Here is a 12,839-nt window from a genome sequence, read left to right on the forward strand (position 1 = left end):
GGGCCACTGGTCCGGCGCGGGCTGCGGCGCATATACTGATTTGGAGGCGATGATGGAAAAAGCGACGTTTGCTGAGGGCTGTTTTTGGGGCGTTGAGTCCTCGCTCCGGCAGGTACCTGGCGTTCTTGACGCCGTGGTCGGCTACACCGGTGGGACGACTGAGAGCCCCAGCTACCGGGATGTCTGCACTGGCCGCACCGGACATGCCGAGGCTGTCGAAGTGACCTTCGATCCTGCCAAGGTGACGTACGAGAAGCTGCTCGATCACTTTTGGACCAGCCATGATCCGACGACGCTGAATCGTCAGGGTCCGGATCACGGCACGCAATATCGTTCGGCGATCTTCTTCCACTCGCCCGAGCAAGAGGTGGCGGCGAAAGCTTCCAAGGAGCGGCTGGAGGCGTCGGGCCGTTTGCACCGGCCGATCGTCACGCAGATCGCGCCGGCGTCCACGTTCTGGCGCGCCGAAGAATATCACCAGCGCTATTTCGAAAAACAGGGCATCGACGCGTGCCCGATCTAGATCCTCAGGCTTAGTTCTTCAGCGGTAAGGTCTTCGATGTCGAAGACCTTTTCTTTTGAGGTCGCTCCGCGCATGAGGGTGATCCGCGATGGAGCGATCTTTAGCGCTGCAGCCAGAGCCTTGCGACATGCCTCGTTCGCTTTGCCTTCGCGGGCAGGGGCGCGCACTCGAACGATCACACGGCCTCTGTCCACGCTTACGCCGGGCGACTTCGATCCCGGCTTGACGAGGACGGACAGTCGCACGGTTACAGCGCTTTCTGGCAACCGGGGCTAAAGCCCCGGCACTACATCCGAGCTTCGCTCGGAACACTACATTTAGCTCGCTCGGAACGCTACATTTAACCGGGTCCTCACCCCCGCGGTCACCGGTTTTGGTATCCTCGAGGCATGAGGCCGCGCCAGCTCGCCGCGTTGTTGACCGCCTTTTCGCTGCTGGGATGCAGCGGCGGCGGTGGCGGCGCCATTCCCCCGCCTCCGACCCCGACTCCGCCTCCCGGGCAGCAAAAGATCCAACACGTCATCATCATCTTTCAAGAGAATCGCACGCCGGACAACCTCTTCCATGCATTGCCGGGGGCCGACATCGCCAATAGCGGCACGAACTCCAAGGGAGCGACGGTCTCGCTCGTGCCGGTCAGCATCAGCGCGCCGTACGACATCGACCACTCGCACCACGCCTTCACCACCGAATACAACAGCGGTTCGATGAACGGCTGGGATCTGGTCGGCATGAACTGCCCGAGCAAGACCTGCAATCCGCTCACGGCATTCGGCTACGTGCCGCAAGCAGAAGTTCAAGAATACTTCACGATGGCGGAGACGTACACGTTCGCCGATCGCATGTTCCAGACCAATCAAGGTCCGAGTCTGCCCGCGCATCAGTACATCATCTCCGGCACGTCGACCAATGCGGTCGGCAGCAACCTGCTCGCCGCCGAGAATCCCAACTACGCCAACGGCAACTCGCGCAATTGCGACGGCGACCCCTTATCGCGCGTGGCGATGATCGACCCGAGCGGCAGCGAAGCGACAAAGCTGCTGCCCTGCTTCGAGCACGCGACGTTGATGGACGAGCTGGACGCCAAGGGCGTCTCATGGCGCTACTACGACTCGTTCAACGGCGGGTTGTGGTCAGCACCGGACGCGATCTCGCACATCCGCAACGGCGCGGATTGGAACAACGTCATCATCCCGCAGACGACGATCCTCAACGATATCGCCGCCGGCCAGTTGCGTCAGGTGTCCTGGGTGATCCCGAACGGCAAGCAGTCGGATCACGCGCTCTCGACCGACGGCACGGGGCCGGCATGGGTGGCGTCGATCGTCAACGCGGTGGGCAACAGCGCGTATTGGAACAACACCGCGATCTTCATCACCTGGGATGACTGGGGCGGCTGGTTCGACCACGTCACGCCGCAGATCTTCAACTCTTACGAGTTGGGCTTCCGGGTGCCGCTCATCGTGGTCTCGCCGTACGCGAAGCCGGGATATGTGTCGCACGTGCAGCACGAGTACGGCAGCATCTTGAAGTTCACCGAGGAGACCTTCGGCGCGGCCTCGATCGGCTACACCGATGCGCGCGCGGACGATCTGTCGGATTGCTTCAACTACAATCAGACGCCGATCGTGTTCAAGACGATCGCGTCCAACCGGCGCGCTACGTACTTCCTATCGCAGCCGATGGCGAACGTGCCGCCGGACACCGACTTCTGAGGGCTCGCCGTAACACGGACCTAAAGGTCCGTGGCTACGTTTAGGTGCGGTCCGTGGCTACGTTTAGGCGAGGTCCGTGGCTACGTTTATCCGAGCTTCGCTCGGAACGCTACACCCGAACTTCGTTCGGGTCGCTACTTACCGGGGCTAAAGCCCAGGCACTACATCCGGGGTCGCTACATTTTGGGAAAGCCGACGAAGCGGAATGCGATCGGACTGATCCGCTCGGAGATCAGGGCCTCGATTTCACCGTCTTTGCCTTCGGGGTCCTTGAGCAGATGATTCAGGTAGTGCGTCCACGCGAACATGCGCGTGCTGAAGCGCGCGCCGAGGGCTGCGAACATCGCTTTGGACGTATGCAGATCTGCATGCTCCCGCGTCCATGACTGCCGGCATTCCTCGAGGGAAGCAGGCACCGGTCCATCGCGCGGCCCGCGCCCAAGCGCGCGCATGCGTTCGAAAAACCACGCCAGCGTTGGATCGTCCATGCGTTCCCACCCGAAGTCCTCGAGAATGAAGGCGCCCCCGGGGCCCATCAGCGCGGCGATCTTCGTGATCGCACCGTCAAGATCTGGAATGTGATGCAGCGCGCGCATCGCGACGACGCGCGCGAATGGCGCGGAGCCGGTGAACGCTTCGAGCGTGGTCTTGCTGAACGGCGGGCCCTCGGGCGCGGCGGGGTCGATGGCGGTGATATCGTAGCCGTTTTGTTGTAGCGCCAGCGCGAGTTCGCCGGATCCGCATCCGATCTCGAGCAGCCGGCTCGGCGCCTCAGGCAGAAACGCGCGTACGAAGTCCGACGTCGGCCTGAAGTCCGAGAATTCACCGTAGCTTGCGGTCACGCTCTGCTTCCCTTGGAGGTCGTCCCGGCCGGTGGGTTAAAAGTGGCGCGGGAACGCTGTGCACTAGGCAGTTCTTCGGTCGCAACATTTTGCAGGCTCGCGGCGTTCTTGGACTAGGGACTCCATCGCTCTTTCTTGTCATGGGAGGTTTCTCGCATGCATAGGGCTTTTCGAATGCTCGCGGTTTGTCTTGTATTGGCCGTGACATTCTCGCAGGCCGTTCCGGCTCCGTCCTTGGCGGCCCCGCAATTCGTCGCGACGCTCACCGTGGCGCCGCCCAGCTATTTCGGCAAGTGTCCTGCGCTCATAAAAATCAACGGCACGATCCACAACAACGCGCCCTTCGTCCCCTCAGTGAAGTACTCGATTCTCAACAGCGACGGCATCGACAGCTTCAAGATGACCGCCACGTTCAACGCTTTGCACAACGCCGTCATCACCGATGCGCGCACGCCGTCGATACCGGGCGGTTACTGGGTGCAGATGCGCATCTGGGTGAGCAATCAGATGGTTGCCGTCAGCAACAAGGCGGCATTCACGGTCGAATGCACGGGCCCGAGAGCGACGCCGAGACCGACACCGACGCCGTGCATCTTGCCTAGCGGCGCGCCGTGCAACATGCCGACGCCGTGCGTAAGCGTGCCAGGCAAAGTGTGCAACCCGAATGCGACCCCGACGCCGAAATCAACTCCTTGCCAACCAGCGGCCGCATATGTCAATTGCAAGCCGGACCTGACGCCGAGGCCACCCGTAACGGTCGGCGGCCATCTCACGAACTGGGGTGGGGGCGTGACGCTGACGGACGCGGACGCGTTCCTCAACAACAACGGACACTGCGCGTTCAACATCAGGTACATCTACTCCAACATCGGCCCCGTCGCAGCGCTGCCGGCTTGGAAGAACGCGCTTCGTGTCGACGCCAACTCCGCACCGGTCAGCATCCAAACGATCACGCTGGCGCTGGCGGCCGGTGGAACATCGGTCATCAACACGCAGGCGTACCTGCCGGCCGGCGTACACACGCTCACGCTGAAGCTGAATGATACCGGTTCGTTGATCGAGTCCAACTACGCCAACAACACCGGCACCATCAAGTATCAGCTGACCGGCAAGTGCCTCGACACGCGTCCCGCGCTCATGCTCAGCCACTAGGCTGCGCGGCACGGAGCTAAAGCTCCGTGGCTACATAGCGTTTTGGCCCGTGGCTACATAAGCGGCGTCCTGCGAGAGCAGGGCGCCGTTTTTTTACATGAGGATTTTTTCGATGGTGTTCCAGCTGCGGGTGGTGACGCTACGTCCGAATTCCTTGTCGAGGACCTTCATCAGCTCGGTCGTTCCAAACCTGGGTGAGAGCGTGATGGCGGTGCACACCTCGGTCGAGGTGATGCGCACGATCGCTCCGTGCTCGATCTTGGGTTTGCCGATAATCGGCTTACGAGTTAGGAACGTGACGTATAGCTTGGTGTCCGGCGTGATGCGGATGCCTTTGAAGGGGTCGGCCTTCTTTCAGCTTCTGGAGCTGTTGCAACGTGCGCACAACGACGCCGACCTCGTGACCAAACGTCTTCTTCGCCTTTGCTTCGATCTCGGCGGCGATCGTCTGCGGGCTCGCCTTCGTCGTTTCGAAGACCACGTTGCCGCTTACCAGCACGGTTCTGCCATTGCGAAACCCAAGCGCTTCAAACGCCTTCTTCAACGCGTCCATCTTGATCAGCTTGTTGCCGCCGACGTTGATGCCGCGCAAGAACGCGACGTAGGATGGCACGGAGCTAAAGCTCCGTGGCTACATTACTTTTCGCGACGAAGGTGGTCTGCGGGGTGACGCCCGCGGCCAGGGTTTGGTAGACGACGCAGTAGCGCTCGGTCAGTTTTTGCAGCGTCGCCAACTGTTCTGAAGTGAGGTCGCCTTCTAGTTCGAAGCGGAGCCGTATCGCCTGGAAGCCGACCGGTGCATCGCGATCGACGCCAAGCGTGCCCCGAAAGTCTAAGTCGCCTTCGGCGATGACCGTGCCGCCGGTGACGGGAGCCCCGGTCGATGTCGCGACCGCACGCAACGTCACGCCCGCGCACGCCACGAGCGCTTGCAAGAGCATGTCGCCCGAACACGCAAGCGTGCCGTCGCCGCCCGTCGCCGGGTGCAGGCCCGCTTTCACCAATGCCCGGCCGGTCTCGACCGAGCAGCTCAAGGCTTCGGGATCGTCGAGCCGGCCTTCCGCGCGCAACTGGATCAGCGCGGCGCCGGGCTGCTCGCGATACTTATCCTTGATCGGCTGCTGGATCTCGCGTAATGTGGTCGCGTCCATGTTTCGCTCCGTTGTCGTGTTATTCAAACTTAGGTAACTCCGTTTTCCGCTCGAGCTCTTCGAGCGCCTCCAATTCGGGAAGGGAGATGAGATCCTTGTGCCGCCCGGCGGTCTTTTTGGCTTTGACGAGGCCGGATAGCGACAGCACGTGCACGACTTGATCCCCAAGACGGATTTCCTTCGACACCTTTTTCGCGGCCTCGAAGTCGCCGATCCCTGCGACTTCTGCAAGCAGGTCAATCCAGCCGAGGCGAGTCACGAGGGTGAAGTTCAGGCCGTTCTTGATGGTCCGCTCATCAAAACGAAACGGGACTTCCCCACCGGGTACGCGGAGCTGGGGCTCATAGGGCTTGAGTGCGGCAACGAGTTTTCGGATGTTCTCGACGTCGCGGGCGTAGAGGACGTCGAGATCGTTGGTGACGAACGCCGACCCTTGAAGACTCATCGCGACGCCGCCGATGATAACAAAGCGGACCTCGGCGCTGCAGAGCACCTTCAGAGGTTCGTCAAAGTTCACTTGCGCCCGCCGTGTTGTAGACGGTAGGCTGATTTTAGCTCCTCCAACCATGCCGAGGTCTTCGACAGATTGTCAAGTCGTTCTCTCGGTGAGCGGCGTAGGTTTCCGGCGATAAGGGTCAGATCGATTCCAAAGTCTGCGGCTTCTGCGGTCTTGCTGCCCGGCGGCGGATTGCTGAGCCAACTCGAGTATGACGGTTTGCGGCCTGCGCGGCTGAAGCGAGTCCCCTTGCGTAGTTTGCTGCGCTGCTTCAACGCGGTAGGCGCGAGCGATATCGCCGGCACCTTGGGCGCGATCAATGCGGAGGCGCCGCATCCCAGCGCCGAAGCCAGTTTTTCCAACACCGCGAGTGTGGGGTTTGCCCGCGCTTGCTCCATCGCGGACACGACCGGCCGAGAGAGACCCGCCTTCTTCGCGAGCTGCTCCTGGGAAAGGCCCAGCGCCGCCCGCGCTTCGACCACGTTGCGGCGCAGCGTCTGGCGTACGTGTTCTTTCTTCATTGCAACCCAATCGTAGCAGAGGGTTTGGGCAATTGTCAATAAGAGTTTACAATTAACGGCAAGGCGAGGGGAGAAACCAATAGGCCACCGAAGGCGCGGCAGCATGCGGTACGTCATTGCGGTCATGCTGTGCGCGTTCGTGTTTTCCATGAGCGGGTGCGCGAAGAAGTCGTCGACGACGACAACGGTTGCGACGGAGGCGCCTCAGGCAAGCTCGACGCAGGCGGCGATGGCGACGCCGGCGCCGTCGCCGACGGCGCCGTTCGGAAGAATCAACTTCAGTCCCGACCTCGATGTCGCGTTTAAGCCCGAGTGCTCGGCTGCAGCCGCCGGCACGGGCCCGCACAGCGGCTTCACGCTTTCTTTCGGACAGAATGCGCAGATTAGGAGCGGCAGCATACGGCTCCCCGACTACGCCGGCGCGGACGGTACCTACAGCGACTCGAGCAAGCTGATGTCGCCAAACCCGACGTTTTCGATAAGCCTGGCGCAAGGCACGCTCGCGCCCGCGAAGGACAGCTCGATCACCGTGACCATCAGGAATCATGGGTTGGAGGGATTTGCGACTCTTGAGAATTTCCGCTTGAACGGCAATTCCGTCACCGTCGGTACCATCAGCTGGGTCTGCACGTAGGGCGAGCGCTAGTATCCGGGGCTAAAGCCCCGGCACTACATAGGTCATGCGAGGGACTTCTCCAAGAACGTTCGCTTGCAGCGGGCCGAGCAGAAATAGTAAATCTGGTCGCCGACCAGCGCCGTCTCTTTCGCTCCCGCGATCGCGACCGTCATGCCGCAGATCGGGTCGATCGCTTCCTCTGGCTCGGCATCGGCCACCGGTTTGCTCGAGCGCCGCAGCGCCACGATCTCGGCGAGGATCGACAGGGCAACTTCGTGCGGCGTCTTCGCATTGATGTCGAGGCCTGCAGGATTTCGTATCGCTGCGAGATGCTCGTTCGTCCAACCGCGCTCGCGCAGCGCCTCCTGCACGGCGACGCTGCGCTGCCGGCTGGCGACGAGGGCGATGTATGTCGCTTGCGCGCGCAGCAACGCGTCGAGTCCGATGTCGTCGTATTCACCCATCGATGCGCACACGCCGAAGAGTTGCGCTTTGCGAAATGCCGGCGCTTGCGCTTGCAAAGTCTCGGCCAGTCTCTCCACCGGAATGGTCTTGATGGAACGCGCGGCGGTTGAGACCGGCTCGGAGGCCTGGCGGACCGACAGTACGTCGAAGCCCAGCGGGGCGCCGAGTTCGGCGAGGGCGTCGGCGATCGGCATGGCGCCGATCACGACCAACATCGGATTTCTCACATACGGCTCCACGTAAAGATCAAGCGCTCCTTGGCTCGCGCACGTCATGCTGACGCGCACGTAGTGATCTGGCCCTGTGTCTTCTGGTTCGGGGTAGCCCGGCAGATCGGCAATGGTATCCGGAGAGATGCGCACGAGTCGCGGTTCGCCGTTGCGCAGCGCGGCCAGCCCTTGGACGCGCAGCACCTCGGTGGAACAGCCGCCGCCGATGTAGCCTTCGATGCGGCCGTCTTCGAACACGATGGCCGCGTCGCCAAGATGCGAGGAGGACGGCGCCTTGCGAGCCACCACCGACGCGACGGCGAAGGGCACGCCCTCGCGGGCTAGCGCCGCGAGGCGTTGGAGGAACTCAGGCCTGGCCACTGGAGAGCGTTTCGCGCACGCGCGTGAACACGTGCGTGATGATGCGTTTGGCTTGCGCGTCGAGGATGCGGCCGCCGATCGTGGCGACGGGTCCGCTCACCGTCGCTTCGCCGGTCCAGTCGAGGGTGGTGCCGGCGCCATCGGCATTCATGGTGGCGTGCGCGGTGAGGTCCACGACGCTGCCCATGCCGCCGCCGTGGATGGTGACGTCGACGACCTTCTGCTCGGGCTTCGGCTCGAGTGCGACTTGGAACGTGAACTTGCCCTTCACCGGACCGACGCCCACACGAACGACCGAGGTGAAGTGATGTGGGTCGGCGATCTCGGTGGAGATCACGTCCGGCAGGCATGCCGCCACTTTCTCCGGTGAGTTCATGAAGTCGAAGACCGTTTGGTAGGGCGCCGTGATCTGTTCGTGGCCTTCGTAGTGGAGTTTCATCGTGTGTTCAGTACGTCCGGGGCTAAAGCCCCGGCACTACATGCGAGCTTCCTTTGTTTCATGCGGTGATGCCGTGGTCGCGCATCGCGCGCCACACTTTGTCGCGCGTCATCGGCATGTCGATGTGGCGCACGCCGTGCGGCGAGAGCGCGTCCACCACCGCGTTGACGAATGCCGCCGGCGAGCCGACGTTGGGCGACTCGCCCACGCCCTTCGCGCCGATCGGATGGTGCGGCGACGGCGTGACCGTTCGGCCCGTCTCCCAGTGCGGCGTCTCCAGCGCCGTCGGCACGAGATACTCGGTGAAGTTGGTCTGGCGGCAGTTGCCTTCTTCATCGTACGCGAGTTCTTGCATGAACGCGATAGCGAAGCCCTCGGTCAGACCGCCGTGGATCTGGCCGTCGACGATCATCGGGTTGATGACCGTGCCGCAGTCGTCGATGGCGACGAAACGCTTCACGTGCGGCTCGCCCGTGCCTTTGTCAATCGTGAGGGCGCAGATGTACGCGCCGTTGGGGAACGTCAAGTTCGGCGGGTTGTAGTAGTTTGTGCCTTCAAGGCCGGGTTCGATATCGTCGGGCAGGTTAGTATACGCTGCGAACGCGATCTGCGCCATGGTGACGGCGTTTTCGGTGCCCTTCACGCGGAACTGCCGGTCCACCCATTCAAGGTCGGCGGGATTGGCCTCGAGCAGGTGCGCCGCGATCAACTTCGCCTTCTCGCGGATCTTGCGCGATGCCATCGCGATCGCGGCCCCGGCCACCGGCGTGCTGCGGCTCGCGTACGTGCCGAGGCCGTAGGGCGCGGTGTCCGTATCGCCTTCTTCGACCAGCACATTGTTCACGTCGAGGCCGAGTTCTTCGGCGACGATCTGCGCCCAGGTCGTCTCGTGGCCTTGGCCTTGATGTCGCGTGCCGGTGCGCACGATAGCGCTGCCGGTCGGGTGCACGCGGATCTCGGCGCTGTCGAACATCTTCAGGCCGAGGATGTCGAACTGGTTGTTCGGACCCGCGCCCACGATCTCCGTGAACGTGGAGACGCCGATGCCGAAGAGCTCGCCGCGCTTGCGCGCCTCAGCTTGCTCCTTGAGCAATTGGTCGTAGCCGATCGTCTTGAGCGCTTTGTCGAGCGTGGCTTGATAGTCACCGCTGTCGTAGGTCCAGCCGAGCGCGGACTTGTAGGGGAATTTCTCCTTCGGGATGAGGTTCTTGCGGCGCAGTTCGACCGGATCCATCTTGAGTTCGTCGGCCAGGATGTCCATCGCGCGCTCGATCACGTACGAGGCTTCGGTCACGCGGAACGAACAGCGGTATGCGATGCCTCCCGGCGGCTTGTTGGTGTAGTAGCCGTCCACTTCGGTGAAGGCGATGGGGAAATCGTACGAGCCGGTGCAGATGCTGAAGAGTCCGGCCGGAAATTTCGTCGGATCTGCAGCGCCGTCGAAGGCGCCGTGGTCCGCAAGCGTGCTCACCTTGAGGGCGGTGAGTTTGCCCTCTTTGGTGGCGCCGATCTGCGCTTCCATATAGTAGTCGCGCGCGAAATGGGTGCTGGCGAGGTTTTCGGTGCGGGTTTCGACCCATTTGATCGGCACGCCCAGCGTCAGCGAGGCGACGATCGCGCACACGTAGCCCGGATAGACCGGCACCTTGTTGCCGAAGCCGCCGCCGACATCGGGTGAGATGACGCGGATGTTGCTCTCCGGCACTTTGGAGACCAGCGAGATCACGGTGCGGTGCGCGTGCGGCGCCTGCGAGGTGACGTAGAAGGTAAGCCGGCCGGTGCCGACGTTCATGTCCGCGATGCAGCCGCAGGGTTCCAGCGGCGAGGGGTGGCAGCGCGGGAAGCGGATCAGCTCTTTGATCTTGACTTGCGATTTATCAATCGCGCTTTCCGTGCCCGCCTTGTCGCCGACTTCCCAATGCCAGATTAGGTTGGTCTTCTTCTCACGGTCCTCGCGCAAAATCGCCGCGTCCTTGGCCATCGACTGGTACGGGTCGACGATGGCCTTGAGCGGCTCGTAGTCGACCTCGACCGCGGCGACGCCGTCTGCGGCGGCTTCGCGCGAATCGGCGACGACCGCCGCGACCTCTTGGTATTGGAAGAGCACCTTGCCGCGCGCGAGCACCATCTGCTTGTCGCCGGCCAGCGTGGGCATCCAATCCAGACCTGCCTTCGCGAGGTCGTCGCCCGTGATCACGGCCTTGACGCCGGGGACCTTGAGCGCGGGCGCCGTGTTGATGCTCTTGACCTTCGCGTGGCCGTACGGACTGCGCACGAGCGCCATGTAGAGCATCTTGGGCAGCACGATGTCGTCGAGGTAGCGGCCGCGGCCTTGGATGAAGCGCGAATCTTCTTTGCGCGGGACCGGCTGGCCCATGACGCTGGGCGGTGGTGTGTTGGCCATTTCAAGAATCCCCTCCGGGGCTAAAGCCCCGGCACTACATCCGAGCTTCGCTCGGAACGCTACATTTACGCTTTCATGGCGGTGGCGGCTTGCTGCACGGCCTTGACGATGTTCTGATAGCCGGTGCAGCGGCAGAGGTTGCCCGATAGCCCTTGGCGGATCTCGGCTTCGCTCGGATTGGGAATGCGTTTGAGCAGCGCGATCGACGACATGATCATGCCGGGCGTGCAGTAGCCGCACTGCAGCCCGTGCTGATCGTGAAACGCTTGCTGCAGCGCGTGCAGCTTGCCGCCTTGCACGAGCCCTTCGACCGTCTCGACCTTGCTGGCGTCGGCTTGGACGGCCAGCATCGTGCACGATTTCACGGGCACGCCGTCGACGAGCACGGTGCACGCGCCGCAACTGGTCGAGTCGCAGCCGATGTGCACGCCGGTGTAGCCGCGATCGCGCAGGAAGTAGGCCAGCACGGTGCGCGACTCGACCTCGCCGCTCTCTTCGGCGCCGTTGACGTTGATGCGAACCTTGTGACTCATGGGCGTCACACTTTCTTTTTGCGGTCGCGGGCGGTGGTCAGCGCGCGGCCGACCAGCACGCGGATGAGATCGCGTTTGTAGTCGACGCCGCCGCGGGTGTCGGCGATCGGATCGCACGCCTTCGCGGCGGATTCGGCGGCCGCGCGGATGGCGTCGTCGCTGAGCTGCTTGCCGGTGAGCAGCTTTTCGGCGTCCGACGCGCGCAGGGCGGTCGGCCCGACCGCGCACAAACCTATCCCCGCGCTCTTGCACGCGCCCTTGTCGTCGAGCACGACTTTGACGGCGACGGCGGCGGTCGCAAAGTCGCCCACTTTGCGTTCGATCTTGATGTACGCGCCCTTCGCGCCGGCTTCGGGCACGGGCCACTGGACTTCGGTTGCGATCTCGCCTTGCTGCAACGCGGTGGTGAAGCTGTCCACGATGAATTCGTCGATCGGAATCGTGCGAGAGCCCTTGTTGCCCGTGACCACGACGCTCGCGCGGGCGGCAAGCGCGGCCGCGCACCAATCGCCCGCAGGGTCGTTGTGCGCGATCGAGCCGACGAGCGTGCCGCGGTTGCGCACGATCGGGTCGGCCACGACGCGCGCGACGTCGGCCATGAGCGCGTACTTGTCGAGGATGAGCGGGGAGAACTCGATGTCGGCGTGTCGGGTGAGCGCGCCGATCTTGAGCATGCCGCCCTCTTCTTTCAAGTAGGCAAGCGACTTGATGGGGTTGATGTCGATGAGGGCAACCGGCTGGGCGAGCCGGTAGCGCATCGCCGGGATGAGGCTTTGACCGCCGGCCAGGACCCGTGCGTCCCCGCCGTATTTGCTGAGCGCGTCAAAAGCCTCGCGGAGTTCGCCGGCACGCACGTATTCGAACGCTGCAGGGAACATCTTCGGCCTTCCGTTTGGGGCGTGAGGGCCGGAGGATTTGCCCGCCAGGGCGGCTTTGGCCTGCTATCCTTAGAGAAACAGCGAGACGGGCACTTTAAAGAACTCTGCGAAGCGCTTTGCGGCTTTCACGCTTATTTTTCGCCGGCCCGAGAGCATTTGACTGGCCGTTCCCTTTGACTTGATGAGAGCGCCAAGCTCGGTGACGGTCATGCCACGTTCCAACATCAGTTCGCGCAGGATGTCGGCAGGCGTCGCCGCCTGCGGCATCTGGTAATGCTCTTCCTCATATTTCTCGATCAACGCCGCAAGCAGATCGAGATATTCCTCGATCGCGGGCGTTCGCGCGCGAGCGGCGAGCAGCGCCCGCACCTCGGCGAGCGCCGCCTCGTTCTCTTTTTCACTTCTGATCACGCGCGGACGTCGCTCGTTGAGAAGCGCACCGTAGGCCTCCAGGACCGCACTGTTCATCGTTTCCATTTTCCTTTATCGTATTGAGAACGCCTTGAGGTCAATC

At 62.8% G+C, this 12,839-nt stretch carries 17 protein-coding genes; 4 read left to right on the top strand and 13 right to left on the bottom strand.

Features of this window, described 5'->3' with window-relative positions:
• Positions 1–49 precede the first annotated feature (49 nt).
• Positions 50–523 carry a peptide-methionine (S)-S-oxide reductase MsrA gene (gene msrA / locus VN934_10290; GenBank protein HXM19177.1) on the top strand — a complete coding sequence of 158 codons (474 nt, stop codon included), beginning with the start codon at positions 50–52 and terminating at the stop codon, positions 521–523.
• On the opposite strand, the gene VN934_10295 is transcribed toward msrA, so the two are convergent.
• Entirely contained in the window at positions 520–768 is a 249-nt protein-coding gene (locus tag VN934_10295; GenBank protein HXM19178.1) for a DUF167 domain-containing protein, read from the bottom strand. The two genes, msrA and VN934_10295, sit on opposite strands and share 4 nt — an antisense overlap.
• Before the next feature lie 144 nt (positions 769–912).
• Between VN934_10295 and VN934_10300 the strand changes: the two genes are divergently transcribed.
• Complete coding sequence (locus VN934_10300) at positions 913–2,238, top strand: alkaline phosphatase family protein (GenBank protein ID HXM19179.1); 1,326 nt, start codon at positions 913–915, stop codon at positions 2,236–2,238.
• 176 nt (positions 2,239–2,414) lie between these two features.
• Here VN934_10300 and VN934_10305 read toward each other — a convergent pair whose 3' ends face one another.
• Positions 2,415–3,080 carry a class I SAM-dependent methyltransferase gene (locus VN934_10305; GenBank protein ID HXM19180.1) on the bottom strand — a complete coding sequence of 222 codons (666 nt, stop codon included), beginning with the start codon at positions 3,078–3,080 and terminating at the stop codon, positions 2,415–2,417.
• A gap of 174 nt (positions 3,081–3,254) precedes the next feature.
• Here VN934_10305 and VN934_10310 point away from each other — a divergent pair, with 174 nt between their 5' ends.
• Positions 3,255–4,232, top strand: coding sequence for a hypothetical protein (locus tag VN934_10310; GenBank protein HXM19181.1), 978 nt, complete (start codon positions 3,255–3,257; stop codon positions 4,230–4,232).
• 93 nt (positions 4,233–4,325) lie between these two features.
• On the opposite strand, the gene VN934_10315 is transcribed toward VN934_10310, so the two are convergent.
• The 5 genes from VN934_10315 to VN934_10335 are packed head-to-tail and all read right to left on the bottom strand — an operon-like array spanning position 4,326 to position 6,400.
• Positions 4,326–4,472: a hypothetical protein gene (locus tag VN934_10315; protein ID HXM19182.1), complete on the bottom strand. Its 147-nt coding sequence runs from the start codon at positions 4,470–4,472 to the stop codon at positions 4,326–4,328.
• Positions 4,473–4,512: 40 nt separating this feature from the next.
• Positions 4,513–4,845, bottom strand: coding sequence for a DUF1697 domain-containing protein (locus tag VN934_10320; protein ID HXM19183.1), 333 nt, complete (start codon positions 4,843–4,845; stop codon positions 4,513–4,515).
• A gap of 4 nt (positions 4,846–4,849) precedes the next feature.
• Positions 4,850–5,410 (bottom strand): OsmC family protein, encoded by a 561-nt coding sequence (locus tag VN934_10325; GenBank protein ID HXM19184.1) that lies wholly within the window; start codon positions 5,408–5,410, stop codon positions 4,850–4,852.
• Positions 5,403–5,900, bottom strand: coding sequence for a hypothetical protein (locus VN934_10330; GenBank protein ID HXM19185.1), 498 nt, complete (start codon positions 5,898–5,900; stop codon positions 5,403–5,405). The genes VN934_10325 and VN934_10330 overlap by 8 nt, the downstream gene beginning before the upstream one ends.
• Entirely contained in the window at positions 5,897–6,400 is a 504-nt protein-coding gene (locus VN934_10335; protein HXM19186.1) for a helix-turn-helix transcriptional regulator, read from the bottom strand. Before VN934_10335 ends, VN934_10330 begins: the two co-directional genes overlap by 4 nt.
• Before the next feature lie 103 nt (positions 6,401–6,503).
• On the opposite strand from VN934_10335, the gene VN934_10340 reads away from it, so the two are divergent.
• Positions 6,504–7,034 carry a hypothetical protein gene (locus VN934_10340; protein ID HXM19187.1) on the top strand — a complete coding sequence of 177 codons (531 nt, stop codon included), beginning with the start codon at positions 6,504–6,506 and terminating at the stop codon, positions 7,032–7,034.
• Positions 7,035–7,078: 44 nt separating this feature from the next.
• Here VN934_10340 and VN934_10345 read toward each other — a convergent pair whose 3' ends face one another.
• From VN934_10345 to VN934_10370, 6 genes are all read right to left on the bottom strand, one after another.
• Complete coding sequence (locus VN934_10345) at positions 7,079–8,071, bottom strand: XdhC family protein (protein ID HXM19188.1); 993 nt, start codon at positions 8,069–8,071, stop codon at positions 7,079–7,081.
• Entirely contained in the window at positions 8,058–8,510 is a 453-nt protein-coding gene (locus tag VN934_10350; GenBank protein HXM19189.1) for a carbon monoxide dehydrogenase subunit G, read from the bottom strand. Before VN934_10350 ends, VN934_10345 begins: the two co-directional genes overlap by 14 nt.
• A 58-nt stretch (positions 8,511–8,568) precedes the next feature.
• Positions 8,569–10,914 (bottom strand): aerobic carbon-monoxide dehydrogenase large subunit, encoded by a 2,346-nt coding sequence (locus tag VN934_10355; GenBank protein ID HXM19190.1) that lies wholly within the window; start codon positions 10,912–10,914, stop codon positions 8,569–8,571.
• A gap of 65 nt (positions 10,915–10,979) precedes the next feature.
• Complete coding sequence (locus tag VN934_10360) at positions 10,980–11,447, bottom strand: (2Fe-2S)-binding protein (protein ID HXM19191.1); 468 nt, start codon at positions 11,445–11,447, stop codon at positions 10,980–10,982.
• A gap of 5 nt (positions 11,448–11,452) precedes the next feature.
• A complete protein-coding gene (locus VN934_10365; GenBank protein ID HXM19192.1) occupies positions 11,453–12,325 on the bottom strand; it encodes a xanthine dehydrogenase family protein subunit M in 873 nt (290 codons plus the stop codon).
• A 69-nt stretch (positions 12,326–12,394) separates the two neighbouring features.
• Positions 12,395–12,793 carry a helix-turn-helix domain-containing protein gene (locus VN934_10370; protein HXM19193.1) on the bottom strand — a complete coding sequence of 133 codons (399 nt, stop codon included), beginning with the start codon at positions 12,791–12,793 and terminating at the stop codon, positions 12,395–12,397.
• Between the last annotated feature and the right edge of the window lie 46 nt (positions 12,794–12,839).

It is taken from the genome of Candidatus Tumulicola sp., from assembly GCA_035601835.1.
GTDB lineage: Bacteria > Vulcanimicrobiota > Vulcanimicrobiia > Eremiobacterales > Eremiobacteraceae > DATNNM01.

Excerpts from the sequence above, each read along its gene's own strand:
- VN934_10365 (HXM19192.1), bottom strand. The coding sequence starts at position 12,325 with ATGTTCCCTGCAGCGTTCGAATACGTGCGTGCCGGCGAACTCCGCGAG.
- VN934_10350 (HXM19189.1), bottom strand. The coding sequence starts at position 8,510 with ATGAAACTCCACTACGAAGGCCACGAACAGATCACGGCGCCCTACCAA.
- VN934_10310 (HXM19181.1), top strand. The coding sequence starts at position 3,255 with ATGCTCGCGGTTTGTCTTGTATTGGCCGTGACATTCTCGCAGGCCGTT.
- VN934_10340 (HXM19187.1), top strand. The coding sequence starts at position 6,504 with ATGCGGTACGTCATTGCGGTCATGCTGTGCGCGTTCGTGTTTTCCATG.
- msrA (HXM19177.1), top strand. The coding sequence starts at position 50 with ATGATGGAAAAAGCGACGTTTGCTGAGGGCTGTTTTTGGGGCGTTGAG.
- VN934_10370 (HXM19193.1), bottom strand. The coding sequence starts at position 12,793 with ATGAACAGTGCGGTCCTGGAGGCCTACGGTGCGCTTCTCAACGAGCGA.
- VN934_10355 (HXM19190.1), bottom strand. The coding sequence starts at position 10,914 with ATGGCCAACACACCACCGCCCAGCGTCATGGGCCAGCCGGTCCCGCGC.
- VN934_10335 (HXM19186.1), bottom strand. The coding sequence starts at position 6,400 with ATGAAGAAAGAACACGTACGCCAGACGCTGCGCCGCAACGTGGTCGAA.
- VN934_10300 (HXM19179.1), top strand. The coding sequence starts at position 913 with ATGAGGCCGCGCCAGCTCGCCGCGTTGTTGACCGCCTTTTCGCTGCTG.
- VN934_10360 (HXM19191.1), bottom strand. The coding sequence starts at position 11,447 with ATGAGTCACAAGGTTCGCATCAACGTCAACGGCGCCGAAGAGAGCGGC.